Source organism: Pseudomonas sp. FP603, assembly GCF_030687415.1.
Taxonomy (GTDB): Bacteria; Pseudomonadota; Gammaproteobacteria; order Pseudomonadales; family Pseudomonadaceae; genus Aquipseudomonas; species Aquipseudomonas wuhanensis.
The window spans coordinates 1,604,048-1,620,370 of the sequence record NZ_CP117431.1; the positions used below are offsets into that span (position 1 = coordinate 1,604,048).

The 16,323-nt window shown below is 59.7% G+C and carries 13 protein-coding genes; 7 read left to right on the forward strand and 6 right to left on the reverse strand.

What is annotated here, in order from left to right:
* Nucleotides 1–69: 69 nt before the first annotated feature.
* Nucleotides 70–1,326 (reverse strand): arginine deiminase, encoded by a 1,257-nt coding sequence (gene arcA, locus PSH65_RS07345; RefSeq protein ID WP_305425576.1) that lies wholly within the window; start codon nucleotides 1,324–1,326, stop codon nucleotides 70–72.
* A gap of 35 nt (nucleotides 1,327–1,361) precedes the next feature.
* On the reverse strand, nucleotides 1,362–2,789 hold the full coding sequence (gene arcD, locus PSH65_RS07350) for an arginine-ornithine antiporter (RefSeq protein ID WP_305425577.1): 1,428 nt from the start codon (nucleotides 2,787–2,789) through the stop codon (nucleotides 1,362–1,364).
* 447 nt (nucleotides 2,790–3,236) lie between these two features.
* Here arcD (PSH65_RS07350) and arcD (PSH65_RS07355) point away from each other — a divergent pair, with 447 nt between their 5' ends.
* Together arcD (PSH65_RS07355) and PSH65_RS07360 are read left to right on the forward strand one after the other, a co-directional pair.
* Nucleotides 3,237–4,664 carry an arginine-ornithine antiporter gene (arcD, locus tag PSH65_RS07355; protein WP_305425578.1) on the forward strand — a complete coding sequence of 476 codons (1,428 nt, stop codon included), beginning with the start codon at nucleotides 3,237–3,239 and terminating at the stop codon, nucleotides 4,662–4,664.
* Nucleotides 4,661–5,524 carry a DNA-3-methyladenine glycosylase gene (locus PSH65_RS07360; RefSeq protein WP_305425580.1) on the forward strand — a complete coding sequence of 288 codons (864 nt, stop codon included), beginning with the start codon at nucleotides 4,661–4,663 and terminating at the stop codon, nucleotides 5,522–5,524. Before arcD (PSH65_RS07355) ends, PSH65_RS07360 begins: the two co-directional genes overlap by 4 nt.
* 121 nt (nucleotides 5,525–5,645) lie before the next feature.
* On the opposite strand, the gene PSH65_RS07365 is transcribed toward PSH65_RS07360, so the two are convergent.
* The gene (locus PSH65_RS07365) at nucleotides 5,646–6,977 is read right to left on the reverse strand and encodes a CoA transferase (protein ID WP_305425582.1); all 1,332 of its coding nucleotides are present in this window, start codon (nucleotides 6,975–6,977) and stop codon (nucleotides 5,646–5,648) included.
* Between the two features lie 172 nt (nucleotides 6,978–7,149).
* Nucleotides 7,150–8,409 carry an IS256 family transposase gene (locus PSH65_RS07370; RefSeq protein WP_305422598.1) on the reverse strand — a complete coding sequence of 420 codons (1,260 nt, stop codon included), beginning with the start codon at nucleotides 8,407–8,409 and terminating at the stop codon, nucleotides 7,150–7,152.
* 418 nt (nucleotides 8,410–8,827) lie between these two features.
* Between PSH65_RS07370 and PSH65_RS07375 the strand changes: the two genes are divergently transcribed.
* A complete protein-coding gene (locus tag PSH65_RS07375; protein WP_305425584.1) occupies nucleotides 8,828–9,190 on the forward strand; it encodes a DUF6124 family protein in 363 nt (120 codons plus the stop codon).
* A gap of 205 nt (nucleotides 9,191–9,395) precedes the next feature.
* Here PSH65_RS07375 and PSH65_RS07380 read toward each other — a convergent pair whose 3' ends face one another.
* Nucleotides 9,396–9,860, reverse strand: coding sequence for a methylglyoxal synthase (locus tag PSH65_RS07380; protein ID WP_305425585.1), 465 nt, complete (start codon nucleotides 9,858–9,860; stop codon nucleotides 9,396–9,398).
* A 73-nt stretch (nucleotides 9,861–9,933) separates the two neighbouring features.
* Entirely contained in the window at nucleotides 9,934–10,935 is a 1,002-nt protein-coding gene (gap, locus tag PSH65_RS07385; RefSeq protein WP_253550852.1) for a type I glyceraldehyde-3-phosphate dehydrogenase, read from the reverse strand.
* 219 nt (nucleotides 10,936–11,154) lie between these two features.
* Here gap and edd point away from each other — a divergent pair, with 219 nt between their 5' ends.
* The 4 genes from edd (at nucleotide 11,155) to PSH65_RS07405 (ending at nucleotide 16,295) form a co-directional block, all read left to right on the forward strand.
* Nucleotides 11,155–12,981 carry a phosphogluconate dehydratase gene (gene edd / locus PSH65_RS07390; protein ID WP_050681574.1) on the forward strand — a complete coding sequence of 609 codons (1,827 nt, stop codon included), beginning with the start codon at nucleotides 11,155–11,157 and terminating at the stop codon, nucleotides 12,979–12,981.
* The gene (locus PSH65_RS07395; RefSeq protein ID WP_305425586.1) at nucleotides 12,978–13,928 is read left to right on the forward strand and encodes a glucokinase; all 951 of its coding nucleotides are present in this window, start codon (nucleotides 12,978–12,980) and stop codon (nucleotides 13,926–13,928) included. The genes edd and PSH65_RS07395 overlap by 4 nt, the downstream gene beginning before the upstream one ends.
* A gap of 176 nt (nucleotides 13,929–14,104) precedes the next feature.
* Nucleotides 14,105–14,836 carry a response regulator gene (locus tag PSH65_RS07400; RefSeq protein WP_305425587.1) on the forward strand — a complete coding sequence of 244 codons (732 nt, stop codon included), beginning with the start codon at nucleotides 14,105–14,107 and terminating at the stop codon, nucleotides 14,834–14,836.
* Nucleotides 14,826–16,295, forward strand: a complete 1,470-nt coding sequence (locus PSH65_RS07405; RefSeq protein WP_305425589.1) for an ATP-binding protein — start codon at nucleotides 14,826–14,828, stop codon at nucleotides 16,293–16,295. Before PSH65_RS07400 ends, PSH65_RS07405 begins: the two co-directional genes overlap by 11 nt.
* Nucleotides 16,296–16,323: the final 28 nt, after the last annotated feature.

Here is a 16,323-nt window from a genome sequence, read left to right on the forward strand (position 1 = left end):
GATTGGATCTCCTTTGGTATCGGTTATCCCCCGGGCCGCGCTGGATAAGCGGCGGCCAGGGTTTGAAAGTTAATAGTCGATAGGGTCACGAATGATCGGGCAGGTCATGCAGTGGCCGCCGCCACGCCCGCGACCGAGTTCACTGGCGCTGATGGTGATGACTTCCACACCGGCCTTGCGCAGCAAGGTGTTGGTGTAGGTGTTGCGGTCGTAGCCAATGACCACGCCCGGCTCCACCGCCACCACGTTATTGCCGTCGTCCCATTGCTCGCGTTCGGCGGCGAAGGCGTTGCCGCCGGTTTCGACGACGCGCAGCGCTTTGAGGTTGAGGGCCTTGGCCACGGTGTCAAGGAAGCTGGTTTCTTCACGGCGAACGTCGACGCCGCCCGGTTTGCTTTCATCAGGGCGCACGCTGAAAGCGACGATCTGGTTCACCACTTCCGGGAAAATGGTCACAAGGTCGCGGTCGCAGAAGCTGAACACGGTGTCCAGGTGCATCGCTGCGCGGGACTTCGGCAGGCCGGCGACAATCACACGCTCGACCGCTTTGTTCTTGAACAGGTTGACCGCCAATTGACCGATGGCCTGACGGGACGAACGCTCGCCCATGCCGATCAACACCACGCCGTTGCCGATCGGCATCACGTCGCCGCCCTCAAGGGTGGCGCTGCCATGGTCCTGGTCCGGGTCGCCGTACCAGATCTGGAAGTCGGCGTTGGTGAACTGCGGGTGGAATTTGTAGATGGCCGTGGTCAGCAGGGTTTCCTGGCGACGCGCCGGCCAGTACATCGGGTTGAGCGTCACGCCACCGTAGATCCAGCAGGTGGTGTCGCGGGTGAACTGGGTGTTGGGCAACGGCGGCAGAATGAAGCTTGAGTGACCGAGATATTCGCGGAACATCTGAATGGTCTTGCCGCCAAAGCTGTCCGGCAGGTCATCGGCGGAGACGCCGCCAATCAGGAATTCAGCGATCTTGCGCGGCTCCAGGCTACGCAGCCAGGAAGCGGTTTCATTGACCAGACCCAAGCCCACCGAATTGGCGGTGATCTTGCGCTCCAGGATCCAGTCCAGCGCTTCAGGAATCGCGACGATGTCGGTCAACAGGTTGTGCATTTCCAGCACGTCGACGTTGCGCTCGCGCATCTTGGTGACGAAGTCGAAATGGTCACGCTTGGCTTGAGCAACCCACAGCACATCATCGAAAAGCAGTTCATCGCAGTTGTTCGGGGTCAGCCGCTGGTGGGCCAGGCCGGGGGAGCAAACCATGACTTTGCGCAGTTTGCCGGCTTCGGAATGGACGCCGTACTTAACTTTTTCGGTGGTCATTACAGTGATCCTCCAGATGACAAATGGGTCAGGTGTTACAGAGTCAGGAAGCCGTCATACAGCCCGTAAGCCGCCACCAGGGCGCCCACGACTACGGCGGCGAAAATCAGCTTCTCGACGTTGGTGAAAACCGGTTTGTTGACTTCAAGCTTGGCTTTGGCGAACAGAATTGCGCCGGGGGCATAGAGCAGGGCGGAGAGCAGCAGGTATTTGACCCCGCCGGCATAGATCAGCCAGACCGCGTAGATCAACGCGACGGTGCCGATGAACAGGTCTTTCCTGCGCTCGGCCACGGCGTTTTCATAACTCTCGCCGCGCACCGCCAACAGCAGCGCGTAGGCCGCCGACCACAGGTACGGCACCAGAATCATTGAGGTGGCGAGGTAGATCAGCGACAGATAAGTGCTGGCCGAGAACAGCGTGATGATCAGGAACAGCTGGACCATGGCGTTGGTCAGCCACAAGGCGTTGACCGGCACCTGGTTGGTGTTTTCCTTGCGCAAAAACGCCGGCATGGTGTGGTCCTTGGCGGCGGCGAACATGATCTCCGCACACAGCAACACCCACGACAGCAGCGCACCGAGCAACGAGATGATCAGGCCAACGCTGATCAGCACCGCGCCCCAATGACCGACTACATGTTCCAGCACCGCGGCCATGGACGGGTTCTGCAGTTTTGCCAATTCCGGTTGGGTCATGATGCCCAGCGACAGCACGTTCACCAGCACCAGGAACAGCAGCACGGTGATGAACCCGATGACGGTGGCTTTACCGACGTCGCTGCGTTTTTCCGCACGGGCCGAGAAGATGCTCGCGCCTTCGATACCGATGAACACCCAGACGGTGACCAGCATCATCTTGCGCACCTGGTTCATCACGCTGCCCAGGTCAGGGTTTTTCATACCCCAGATGTCGGCGGTGAAGATGTCCAGTTTGAACGCGAAAATCGCGATCAGCACGAACAGCAGCAGCGGTACGACTTTGGCGACGGTGGTCACCAGGTTAATGAACGCTGCTTCCTTGATTCCGCGCAGTACCAGGAAATGCACACCCCAGAGCAGCACCGATGCACAGATCACGGCAGCGACAGTATTTCCCTCCCCAAAAATGGGGAAGAAGTAGCCGAGGGTGCTGAACAAGAGTACGAAATAACCAACGTTACCCAGCCAGGCACTGATCCAGTAACCCCAGGCGGACGAGAACCCCATGTAATCACCGAAACCGGCTTTGGCGTAGGCGTAGACACCGCCGTCCAGATCAGGTTTTCGATTAGCGAGGGTCTGGAAGACGAAGGCCAGGGTCAACATGCCCACTGCGGTAATTGCCCAACCGATAAGAACGGCACCGACGTCGGCACTGGCAGCCATGTTCTGGGGCAAAGAGAAGATCCCGCCACCAATCATTGAGCCGACAACCAATGCAACCAGGGCGCCGAGTTTCAGTTTTCCGGGGGATTCAGACATTGCATGACTCCAGTGCAGGAGAAGAGAGAAAACAGGTTAGTTTTATTAGCTGTTCAATCATCTGACTCAGATCAATGCATGGTCACATTCCATTGTTAATTAATGACTTATGTTGTTCTTATAGGCGTAATGTTATTGCCGGAAGAGCCCTTTCCAGAGGTCTCAGCTGACGGTTGAAGAAATAAAGCTTATCAATTTAAGTTTAGACGCTAGTTTGTTTTTCTGTTTTGGCAAGTGATGGATTCTGATTTTGGAGTGATATTTGTTTATTAGAAGCAACTGACAAAGTCGCGATTTCCAGTTAGTCGCGTTAGCGTGATTGGTTATAAGTAGAAGGCGGAAATTGGCGTTAATTGATAAACGTTATTACGCTTTATCTGTTTAGTTAAAATCAACAATGTGACGGTCTCGTGGCGATAGCGCGGCGGGGTAAATGGAGACGCCCGAATGTCGCAACCGACGCAAAAGCTTCGCCTGAGTGCGCTGATCGCTTTGGTGGTGGGATCGATGATTGGCGGTGGGATTTTTTCCTTACCGCAAAACATGGCGGCACGTGCCGATGCCGGGGCGATATTGATTGGGTGGGCAATCACTGCCGTAGGCATGCTGACCCTGGCCTTTGTCTTTCAGACCCTGGCCAATCGCAAGCCGGAACTGGACTCCGGGGTGTACGCCTACGCCAAGGCCGGGTTCGGCGATTACATGGGGTTCTCGTCTGCCTGGGGATACTGGATCAGCGCCTGGCTGGGCAACGTCGGTTATTTCGTATTGCTGTTCAGTACTCTCGGTTATTTCTTTCCGGTGTTTGGCCAGGGCAACACGCCGATCGCCATCGGCTGTGCCTCGGTGCTGCTCTGGGCGGTGCATTTTCTGGTGCTGCGCGGGATCAAGGAGGCGGCGTTCATCAATCAACTGACCACTGTGGCCAAGATCGTGCCGCTGATCATGTTCATCGTCATCGCCGCCGTGGCCTTCAAGGCGGACATCTTCACCCGCGACATCTGGGGCCGCAGCAACCCGAATTTCGGCGGCGTGATGGACCAGGTGCGCAACATGATGCTGGTCACGGTATTCGTGTTCATCGGTATAGAAGGCGCCAGTGTGTATTCGGCGAGGGCGGAGAAACGTTCGGACGTGGGCCGGGCGACGGTCATCGGTTTTGTCGGTGTGTTGGCGCTGCTGGTGCTGGTGAATGTGTTGTCTCTGGGGATCATGAACCAACCGGAATTGGCCACGTTGCAGAACCCGTCGCTGGCCGCGGTGCTGGAACATATCGTCGGCCCTTGGGGCGCGCTGCTGATCAGCATCGGCCTGGCGGTTTCGCTGCTGGGGGCCTTGTTGTCGTGGGCGCTGCTGTGCGCCGAAATTCTCTTCGCCACGGCCAGGGACAAAACCATGCCGGCGTTCCTGAAAAAGGAAAACGCCAACCATGTGCCGGTCAACGCGCTGTGGTTGACCAACGTGATGATCCAGATTTTTCTGCTGATCACGCTGTTTTCCGCCGGCACTTACACCAGCCTGATCTACCTCGCCTCGTCGATGATTCTGGTGCCGTATCTGTGGTCGGCAGCGTATGCGGTGTTGTTGAGCGGGCGAGGGGAAACCTATGAGCATGCTTCGGCCGAGCGCACGAAAGACTTGCTGATCGGCGGCATTGCCCTGTGTTACGCGGTTTGGTTGTTGTACGCCGGCGGGGTGAAGTACCTGCTGCTCTCGGCGTTGTTGTATGCGCCGGGGGTGATTCTGTTTGCCAAGGCCAAGCGGGAACAGGGCGAGCCGCTGTTTACGTGGGTGGAGAAGTGGATTTTCAGCTGTGTGATTATCGGGGCGGGGCTGGCGGCGTATGGGTTGTATAGCGGATTGTTGTCGTTGTGAGGTTGTTGCTGGCGTATCAACCGCCTTATGACTGGTCGGCGATGCTGGGTTTTTTGTCGGCGCGGGCGGTGGTCGGGATGGAAACGGTGGTCGATGGGGTGTACTTGCGCAGCATCGGTTTGAACGGTGTTCACGGTGTGATTTCGGTCAGGCCAGGGGCGGGCGATGTGCTGGAAGTGACGCTGGATTTTCCTGATTCAGCGGCAGTACCGGAGATTGTCGCGCGGCTACGGCGGATGTTTGATCTGGATGCGAATTTGCCAGCCATTCATCGACAATTGGCGGTTGATCCGTTGATGGCGCGCTTGATTGCCGCACGTCCGGGGCTGCGAGTGCCCGGGGCTTGGGATGGGCTGGAGTTGGCCATTCGTGCGGTGTTGGGGCAGCAGATTAGCGTGGTCGCGGCGATCAGGTTGGCGGGGAAACTGCTGGCGCAATATGGGCAGCCATTGCAGTCGCCGATGCCGGGGTTGAGTCATGTGTTTCCTGATGCTGCAGCATTGGCCGCAGCGGATCTGGCAACGTTGGGGATGCCAAAAAGTCGGGGTCGGACCTTGTCCGGCGTGGCTCAGGCGTTGCTGGATGATCCCCTGTTGTTTGAACCTGAACGGGAAGACGGTGTGGCGCGGTTGTTGGCGTTGCACGGGATTGGTGACTGGACGGCGCAATACATTGCCTTGCGGCAGTTGCGGCAGATGGATGCGTTTCCGAGCGGGGATGTGGGGTTGATCAATTCGCTGGCGGCGCTGGAAGGTCGAGTGGTGACGGCTCGGGAGTTGTGGGTGCGGGCCGAGACTTGGCGGCCCTATCGAGGGTATGCGGCGCAGGTGCTTTGGACATCGTTGAGCCGACCGGGTTGAGCTGAGCCGAGATGTGTAGTGACTTTCCGGGTCTCTTCGCGGGCAAGCCCGCTCCCACAGGTTTTGTGATCGACGCTGAGCTAATGTGGGAGCGGGCTTGCTCGCGAAGGGGCCCGAACAGTCACCACCACTGCGCGCGATGGGAACCCAATTCTGCGGCCGGAAGCGCCCACTGCAGCGGTGTTCCGGTGATTTTCAGTGGCACCTGCAGCCGATGGGCCGGCCCCCATGGTGTCTGCTCAACCAACATCCCTTGATCGCTTTGATCCTCCGCCCGCAACGCCTCGTCGGTTCCTGCGCCATGTTCAATCAGCAACCTGGCGGTCCGCGCCAACGACAACCTGGCCGACCCGCCACGGCCCAATAACTTGATCGCCGCAGCGGCCATCAAATACCCGGTGGCGTGATCAAGCGCCTGCACCGGCAGCGGTGTCGGCTGGTTCGCTTTCTTCCACTGCATCCCCGCTTCGGCAATCCCGCTGCTCATCTGTACCAAACTGTCGAACCCTCGACGGTTCTGCCAGGGGCCGCTCCAACCGTAGGCGTTGAGGCACACATCAATCAGTCCCGGCGCCAGTTTTTGTCGCACGGCGACGCCGTAGCCCAACCTTTCCAATGCATCGGCGCGGTAGCCGTGGAGCAGGATATCGGTGTCCTTGAGCAGGCTTTCGAACACCGCACGATCAGTCTTGTCGTGCAGATCCAGGCGCGCACAACGTTTGCCCAATGTGACTTCCGGCACCACGCCCGGTTCGTTCCAGGTCGGTGGGTCGATGCGCAAAACATCGGCGCCGAGGCCGGCGAGAAAACGACTGGCGATGGGGCCAGCCAACACGCGGGTCAAATCCAGCACCTTGACCCCGGCCAGCGGTTGAGCCACTGAACCCTGCCACGGTTTTGGGTTTTTACTGTCGTCGGCGCTGAACTGAATCAACGGCTCGGCGTTCACCGCCAAACCTTGGGGATGTGCTTGCCATTGCGCCCAGCTGCGCATTTCGGCCGCGCAACCTCCGGCATCAACCACGGCCTGTTCCAGATCACTTTTCACCCATTGCGCAACCTTGCTCGCCATCGCGGCGCGGTTGGCACAGGCGCCGAGCACACTTTCAGCGGCGGCACGATGATGAGGCGCATTGGTGTGCAGGCGGATCCAGCCGTCCTTGGTCGCGTAGTCACCGGCAACCGGATCCCACAACGGTGGAACGCTCCAGCCCATGGGGCGGATCGACGTCGCGAACCAGAACGACGCCAGGCGGCGGTCGACTTCAAGGCTGGGCAAGCGACCGGTTTGTTGATGCAGCAGTTCGCTGGCGGCCTGGCCGGCGGCAGCAATGCTGGCGCAAGCCAGATCGGTCACGGCAAACGCCGAGGGCAGGGCGCCGCTCGAGGTGAACGGGATTGGGGTGTGAGGCAAGCCGAGTGCGGCTTGAATGGACGTGAGTAAATCAGTCATCGAAGGCCCTCCGGAGCGAGAGCCCGAGCATAGTCCAAAAAGACGACTCGGCCAGATGAAATCCTGTGGGAGCAAGACCGATCTGTCAGGGTATTCATCGATTTCCGAGCGGGGAGTGTCAGATTTTTTGTGTGCGGGCCGGTAACGGCCTGCCATAAGGCAAGCCCTCATTTCACCAGTTTGACCTGGTAAATCGATCGCCATAAAGAATCGCAAACTGATTCATTGCGCTCTTCCAGTCGTGCGCTGCGCTGCCCCAATTGGCCGTGATGTTTTGCAGTGCCAGCCAGATCAGCTTCGTCGCTGCATCATCAGTCGGGAAGTGGCCTCTTGTCTTGATGATCTTGCGCAACTGAGCATTGATGCTCTCGATGGCGTTAGTGGTGTAGATCACTTTTCGGATGGCAGGCGGGAAGACAAAAAACGGGATGACTCGATCCCAGGCACGTCTCCAAGCGGCTACGACTGTTGGGTATTGTTTGCCCCAAGGCCCCGTTTCAAATGCGTCCAGAGCTTGCTCGGCAGCTTCAACGTTAAGCGCCTGATAAACCGGCTTGAGGGCTTTGGCCAACTCGCGGCGCTTGTCCCAGGAGGCGTAATCAAGACTGTTACGGATCAGGTGCACGATGCAGGTCTGCAAGGTCGTCGTCGGAAACACCGCACTCAAGGCTTCTGGCATGCCTTTAAGGCCGTCAGTTACCGCGATCAATACATCCTCAACGCCACGGGTCTTGAGGTCGTTGAAGACCTTCATCCAGAACTTGGCCCCCTCAGTGGTCTCAATCCAGATGCCCAAAATGTCTCGGGTGCCGTCCGGCAGCACGCCCAGAGCCAGGTAGATGGCCTTGTTGCGAACCAGTCCTTCCTCACGGATTTTGACCCGCAGCGCATCGAAGAAAATCACCGGATACATCGGCTCAAGCGGGCGTTGTTGCCAGGCAGTCACTTCCTCCAACACTGCGTCAGTGACCGAGCTGATGAAATCATGGGAAACATCGGTCCCGTACTGCTCCGAAAGGAATGCCCGGATCTCTCGGACGGTCATGCCACGGGCGTACATGGCAATGATTTTGTCGTCGAAGCCCGTGAACCGACGCTCATGCTTGGGGATCAGCATTGGCGCGAAGCTGCCATCGCGATCCCGAGGAATGTCCAGACGCAGCGGGCCATCATCGGTCAGCACGGTCTTGCTGCTTTTGCCGTTGCGCTGGTTACTCGACTCCTCAGGGCGCTCCGCGCCCTGAGGGTAGCCAAGGTGGTGACCCAGCTCCGCGCCAAGGGCTCGCTCGATAAGCGCCTTTTTGAACGCCATGGATGCGTCCTGAATCGCCTCGGCGCTCATTGGGCCTTTAACGAACTGATCGATCAGCTCCTTCGGAATCGAAGGAAGCTGGGTTTTGGCCTCCGAGGCCGGTTTCTTTTTGGTCGGCATACATGCTCCTTTTCAACATGTTATGCCCGAACACAAAATTTCTGACAGTCCCTCCGAGCGCCATTACACACGATCCAGAATGAATGTTTAACGACACCCTGTGTTACGTCCTAAAGCCCACGAAACCTTGCGCCGTTGCCTACGCCTGCGCCAGAATCCGCCGGCTTGTGTGCCTTGGGGCCGGTCGGTAACTTGATTCGCATCACTGATTCCCAGTGATCGGGTTTAGCAGCCCGTGGTTAACCTAAGGTCGTACGCGCACTATCAGTCAGGCTCCATGCCTGCATTTGATGGCGGCTGTACGCAGGGCGCTTCGGCGCGCCGGCTTCCTTAGGTTCCCCGGTCTGCTAACCTGCGTTCAGCTGTCACCCCTTCTTTTAGCAGAGAAGAGGTTCCAGCATTATTTTGGAACCTGAAAATGATAAAGCCTACGCCTAACCCGCCGGTCACCGACCCGGTCTCCCCCTACGAATCCCTCGATTCCAGAAAACTCAACGAAGCCGCCGAACGCGCCCTCGACCATTACCTCAACCCGGCGGCCACGGTCATGGCCACACCCTACCAACCCAACAACCTGTACTTGGCCAACCCGGCGGCCGCCACCGAGCCGATGCTGGTCAACGCCAGCGAAACCCTGGGCTCGGCCACCGTCATGCTCAACGACTTCGCGGCTTTGCTTGAAGGCACTCACCGCAAAACCTTGCTGGGCATCGCTCAGGTCGTGATGCTGGCCGAACTGGCGGTCAATCAGGTGCTGGACAAGGTAGTGCCGACTGAGTAATTCCCCGAGGATTGGGTATGCTGCTCACTTAAACGCACTCTTGGTCATGCCTACCTTTGTGGCGAGCGAGCTTGCTCGCGCTGGGCTGCGTAGCGGCCCCAAAAATCTGACAACCTGCCAATTTTTGTGAGTGCTGCACACTCAAGCGGGAGCAAGCTCCCTCGCCACAGGTTTCTCTGACCTGAGCGAGCCTGCTGCCACAGCTTTACCCACGCCCCTGCAGATAGGTCGCGTAATCCGGGATGCGGTGTTCGTGAGCCTGATCCATCAACGGGCTGCTGAGCAGGTAGTCGGCGCTGCATTCGTTGCAGGCCACGGGGATGTTCCACACCGCCGCGACCCGCAGTAATGCCTTGATGTCCGGGTCGTGGGGTTGCGGTTCGAACGGGTCCCAGAAGAACACCAGCATGTCGACCCGCTGCTCGGCGATTTGCGCGCCGAGTTGCTGGTCGCCGCCCAGTGGACCGCTGATCATGCTTTCCACCGGCAGGTCGAGGCGTTGTTGCAACAACAACCCCGTGGTGCCGGTGGCGACCAGTTCATGCTGCGCGAGCTTGTCTTTCTGCCGCTCGGCCCAGTCCAGCAAAAATATTTTGCAGTGGTCGTGGGCAACCAGGGCGATACGCTTGCGCGCCGCCAGGGTTTTTTGCGTAAAGCTGATACCGATCATCGCTTGCTTCTCCAGACGAGAATGCGCCTGCGACGACGCATTTAGGGCCGCGTCGACACAGGTGTCGGGCTGTTTATTCTGCGTTGCAGAGCGCCAGGCAGTTATCGAGCATGCGGTTGGAGAAGCCCCACTCGTTGTCGTACCAAGCCAGCACTTTGAGCAGCTTGCCGCTGGACTTGGTGTGGTTGGCATCGAAGATCGAGGACAGCGGGTTGTGGTTGAAGTCGCTGGAAACCAGCGGCAGGGTGTTGTAACCCAGAATCTTCGAGTGCTGGCTGGCTTGTTTGAGCATCGCGTTGACTTCATCGGCCGATGCTTCACGCTTGAGCTGCACGGTCAGGTCCACCAGCGACACGTTGATCACTGGAACACGCACCGCCATACCGGTCAGTTTGCCCGCCAGTTCCGGCAGCACCAGGCCTACCGCTTCAGCGGCCCCGGTCTTGCTCGGGATCATGTTCTGGGTGGCGGAACGGGCGCGGTACGGGTCGGTGTGGTAGACGTCGGTGAGGTTCTGGTCGTTGGTGTAGGCGTGGATGGTGGTCATCAGACCGCTTTCGATGCCCAGTTCGCGGTGCAGCACCTGGGCCACCGGGGCCAGGCAGTTGGTGGTGCACGAGGCGTTGGAGATGATCTGGTGCGACTGGCGCAGAATGTCGTGGTTAACCCCATAAACCACGGTGGCGTCGGCGCCTTTGGCCGGGGCCGAGATAATCACTTTGCGCGCGCCGGCCGTAATATGCGCGGCGGCTTTGGCCCGGTCGGTGAACAGGCCGGTGCATTCGAACACGACGTCGACCTTCTCCGCGGCCCAAGGCAGCTCGGCCGGGTTGCGAATGGCGCTGACCGAAATGCGGTCGCCGTTGACGGTTAGACTTTCCTGATCGTGCTGGACTTCGGCATCGAATGTGCCGTGAACGGTGTCGTATTTGAGCAGGTGAGCATTCATTGAGCTGTCGCCCAGGTCGTTGATCGCAACGATCTGCAGATCCTGACGATAGCCTTGGGTATACAGTGCGCGCAGGACATTACGGCCGATACGGCCAAAACCATTGATTGCGATTCGAAGAGTCATTTATAGCGCCGCCGTCGTTTTGTTGTTGGAATTACAAGATTATTCGCAAAAAAATAGAAAACAAGCCTTTTTAGTGGCAATATTTTGTTTTATCTACAACGAGTGACCTGAATCAACTGGTCCGAATGATCAAGAAAGCCGTCTGTCATCCCGATCACAACGGCGTTTGATCAGCATAGACAATCAGGTCGCCACATCCGTTAGCCTGGAGTTCTACACATGCATCCCCGCGTCCTTGAGGTCACCGAACGGCTTATCGCCCGCAGCCGCGCCACGCGTGAGGCTTACCTTGCATTGATCCGCGGCGCGGCCAGCGACGGCCCGATGCGCGGCAAGCTGCAATGCGCCAACTTCGCCCATGGCGTGGCCGGGTGTGGCAGCGACGACAAGCACAGCCTGCGGATGATGAACTCCGCCAACATCGCCATAGTTTCGTCATATAACGACATGCTCTCGGCGCACCAGCCGTACGAAGTCTTCCCGGAACAGATCAAAAAAGCCCTGCGCGAAATTGGCTCCGTCGGCCAGTTCGCCGGTGGCACCCCTGCGATGTGCGATGGCGTGACCCAGGGCGAGCCAGGCATGGAACTGAGCCTGCCGAGCCGCGAAGTGATCGCGCTGTCCACCGCTGTAGCGCTGTCCCACAACATGTTCGACGGCGCGCTGATGCTCGGCATCTGCGACAAGATCGTGCCGGGCCTGATGATGGGCGCGTTGCGTTTCGGTCATCTGCCGACGATTTTCGTGCCGGGCGGGCCGATGGTGTCGGGCATTTCCAACAAGCAGAAAGCCGATGTGCGTCAGCGCTACGCCGAAGGCAAGGCGACCCGCGAAGAGCTGCTGGAATCGGAGATGAAGTCCTATCACAGCCCTGGCACCTGCACCTTCTACGGCACCGCCAACACCAACCAGTTGCTGATGGAGGTCATGGGCCTGCACTTGCCAGGCGCCTCTTTCGTCAACCCGAACACCCCGTTGCGCGATGCCCTGACCCGCGAAGCGGCGCACCAGGTCACCCGCCTGACCAAGCAGAACGGCGACTTCATGCCGATCGGCGAAATCGTCGACGAGCGTTCGCTGGTCAACTCCATCGTGGCCCTGCACGCCACCGGCGGTTCGACCAACCACACCCTGCACATGCCGGCCATCGCCATGGCTGCGGGCATCCAGTTGACCTGGCAGGACATGGCCGACCTCTCCGAGGTGGTGCCGACCCTGAGCCACGTGTACCCGAACGGTAAAGCCGACATCAACCACTTCCAGGCGGCGGGTGGCATGTCGTTCCTGATCCGCGAATTGCTGGAAGCCGGCCTGCTTCACGAAAACGTCAACACGGTGCTGGGTCACGGCCTGAGCCGCTACACCATGGAACCGTTCCTCGAAAACGGCGAACTGGTCTGGCGCGAAGGCCCGATCGAAAGCCTCGACGAAACCATCCTGCGTCCAGTCGCGCGTGCGTTCTCGCCAGAGGGCGGCTTGCGGGTGATGGAAGGCAACCTCGGCCGTGGCGTGATGAAAGTCTCGGCGGTTGCGCTGGAAAACCAGGTCGTCGAAGCCCCGGCCATGGTATTCCAGGATCAGCAGGACCTGGCCGACGCGTTCAAGGCCGGTTTGCTCGAGAAGGATTTTGTCGCCGTGATGCGCTTCCAGGGCCCGCGCTCCAACGGCATGCCGGAACTGCACAAGATGACGCCGTTCCTCGGCGTGCTGCAGGATCGCGGTTTCAAAGTCGCGTTGGTGACTGACGGGCGTATGTCCGGCGCCTCGGGGAAAATCCCGGCGGCGATCCACGTCAGCCCCGAAGCTTATGTGGGCGGCGCTTTGGCGCGGGTGCAAGAGGGCGATATCATCCGCGTCGATGGCGTGAAAGGCACCCTGGAGCTTAAGGTGGACGCCGAAGAATTCGCAGCGCGTGAACCTGCCAAGGGCCTGTTGGGCAACAACATTGGCAGCGGTCGCGAACTGTTTGGTTTCATGCGCATGGCCTTCAGCTCCGCAGAGCAGGGCGCCAGCGCCTTTACTTCTGCCCTGGAGACGCTTAATTGAAACTGGCTTTGGTCGGTGACATCGGTGGCACCAACGCACGTTTCGCGTTGTGGAAAAACCAGCAGCTGGAATCGGTCCAGGTGCTGGCGACGGCAGACCACGCCAGCCCGGAAGAGGCGATTGCCATCTACTTGAGCGGGCTCGGCCTGGCGCCGGGTTCGATCGGTTCTGTGTGCTTGTCGGTGGCAGGCCCCGTGAGCGGTGATGAATTCAAGTTCACCAACAATCACTGGCGGCTCAGTCGCAAGGGTTTCTGCAAGGCCTTGCAGGTGGATCAACTGCTGTTGATCAACGATTTCTCGGCGATGGCCCTGGGCATGACCCGCTTGCAGCCGGGCGAGTTCCGGGTGGTCTGCGAAGGCACGCCGGAACCGTTGCGGCCGGCGGTGGTGATCGGTCCGGGCACTGGCCTGGGCGTGGGCACGTTGCTCGATCTGGGCGAGGGTCGTTTTGCCCCGCTGCCGGGGGAGGGCGGTCACGTCGACCTGCCGCTGAGCAGCCCGCGGGAAACCCAGCTGTGGCAACACATCTACAACGAGATCGGCCATGTCAGCGCTGAAACGGCATTGAGCGGCAGTGGTTTGCCGCGAGTCTACCGGGCGATCTGCGCGGTGGACGGTCACACGCCTGTGCTCGACACACCTGAAGCGATCACGGCGGCCGGGCTGGCGGGGGATCCGATTGCCATGGAAGTGCTCGAGCAGTTCAGTTGCTGGCTCGGTCGCGTGGCCGGCAACAATGTGCTGACCACCGGAGCGCGCGGTGGCGTTTACATCGTTGGCGGAGTGATTCCACGGTTTGCCGATTTCTTCATCAAAAGCGGTTTCGCCCGGTGCTTTGCCGACAAGGGTTGCATGAGCGATTACTTCAAGGGCATTCCGGTGTGGCTGGTGACAGCGCCGTATTCCGGCCTTGTTGGCGCGGGTGTGGCGCTCGATCAGGCTTGAAACCGCGTCGCCTTTATCGCGGGCAAGCCACGCTCCCACAGGATTACCTACATCTGAAAATGTGCGCATAACCTTGTGGGAGCGGGCTTGCCCGCGATGAGGCCCTCACCGACAACATAGATCTTTGAACGATCAGGCATAATCCTCCCCAACACAAACAACAAGGACGCCGCCCCGTGAGCTCAGTCAACAAGTCGATTTTGTTGGTCGATGACGATCAAGAGATACGCGAGTTGCTGGACACCTACCTGACCCGCGCCGGTTTCCAGGTCCGCACCACGCCTGATGGTGCCGGTTTTCGTCAGGCCCTGAACGAGGCACCTAGCGACCTGGTGATTCTCGATGTGATGCTGCCGGACGAAGACGGTTTCAGCCTCTGCCGCTGGATCCGCCAGCACCCGCGCCAGGCCCATGTGCCGATCATCATGCTCACCGCCAGCTCCGACGAGGCCGACCGCGTCATCGGTCTGGAACTGGGCGCCGACGACTACCTTGGCAAACCCTTCAGCCCCCGTGAGTTGCAGGCGCGCATCAAAGCCTTGTTGCGCCGCGCGCAGTTCGGTCAGGAACGTTCCGGCGGTGAAGTGCTGGCCTTCGATGATTGGCGGCTGGACATGGTCAGCCATCGGCTGTTCCACATCGACGGCGAGGAAGTGATTCTCTCCGGCGCCGATTTCGCCCTGCTGAAACTGTTCCTCGATCACCCTCAGGAAATCCTCGATCGCGACACCATCGGCAACGCCACCCGTGGCCGTGACCTGATGCCGCTCGATCGTATCGTCGACATGGCGGTCAGCCGTTTGCGGCAGCGCCTGCGCGACACCGAAAAACCGCCGCGGCTGATTCGGACCGTGCGTGGCAGTGGCTACCAATTGGCAGCCAACGTGGTTGCCAGCAATGGTCATTGAGTTCCTGCGCAAGCTCGCCGGGCGTGTGCCGGTGCCGCGCTCGCTGCTCGGGCGCATGTTGCTGCTAACCCTGTTGGCGGTGCTGTTCGCCCAGACGCTGTCGAGCGTGATCTGGGTCTCGCAATTGCGCGCCACGCAGCTCGAAGGCCTGGTCACCAGCGCCCGCAGCCTCGCCCATTCGATGACGGCCAGCGTCAGTTATTTCCGCTCGTTGCCGGTGGCGTTTCGGCCGCTGGTGCTCGATCAGTTACGCAGCATGGGCGGCACCCGGTTTGTGGTGACGCTCAACGACAAACCCTTAGGGATGGAAGTGCTGCCGATCACCCCGCGCAAAGAAGCGGTGCTCAAAGCGGTGGGCGAAGTGTTGCGCGAGTCGCTGGGGCAGGACATCGATATCTCGGTGACCTTCGTCAGCCCCGAAGACCTGCGGATTTTCAATGGTGGCTTGAAGCTCGATGAGTTGCCGCGTTCCTGGGCGCATTACGCGTTGACCCTGGAGCCGGTAAACCCGCCGGTGCTGGTCACGCAAATCCAGATGGCGCCGGGCGAATGGCTGTACATCGCCTCGCTGTTGCCCGAGCCCTACACCAGCCTTGAAGAACAAGGCCTGCCGGCGCAGCAGGTCTGGTTCATCGTGCTCACCAGCGGCTTCTTGCTGCTGTTCATCGGCCTGCTGGTGCACTGGCAGAGTCGGCCGCTCAAGCGATTGGCGCGGGCGGCGCGGGACATGTCCCTGGGCGCTGAAGTCGAACCGGTGGCCGAAGGCGGCGGCAGTGAAGTGGTGGAAGTCGGTCGCGCGTTCAATGCGATGCGCGAGCGGATCAGCCGTTACCTGACCGAGCGCAGCCAGTTGTTCAGCGCGATTTCCCACGATTTGCGCACGCCGATCACCCGGTTGCGACTGCGGGTGGAATTGCTCGAAGACGAAAAGCTGCAAGCCAAATTCGGTCGCGATCTGGATGAGCTGGAGTTGCTGGTCAAGGGCGCGTTGCAATGCGTGAAAGACACCGACATCCACGAAAACATCGAGCCGGTAGACCTCAATCATGTGCTCGACTGTCTGGTGGAACCGTATCTGGCGCCCAATGGCAATGGCCGCGTGACCCAACATGGCCGGGCGTTGGCGCCGTATCCCGGCAAACCGTTGGCGCTCAAGCGTTGCATTGGAAACCTGATCGACAACGCCTTGAAATATGGGCAGAACGCACATCTGCACATCGATGACGACGAGAGCGCGTTTGTCCTGCATGTCGACGATGAGGGGCCGGGCGTGCCTGAACAGCGGTTGGAGCAGGTGTTCGAGCCGCACTTTCGCTTGGCCGGACAGCAGCAGGGTTATGGCTTGGGGCTGGGGATTGCGCGCAACATTGCCCACAGCCATGGCGGTGAAGTCAGCCTGCAAAACCTGCGTGAAGGCGGGTTGCGGGTGACGTTGCAGTTGCCGCGTAGTGTTGATTAGCGGCACCGCGTTATCGTTCATCGCGGGC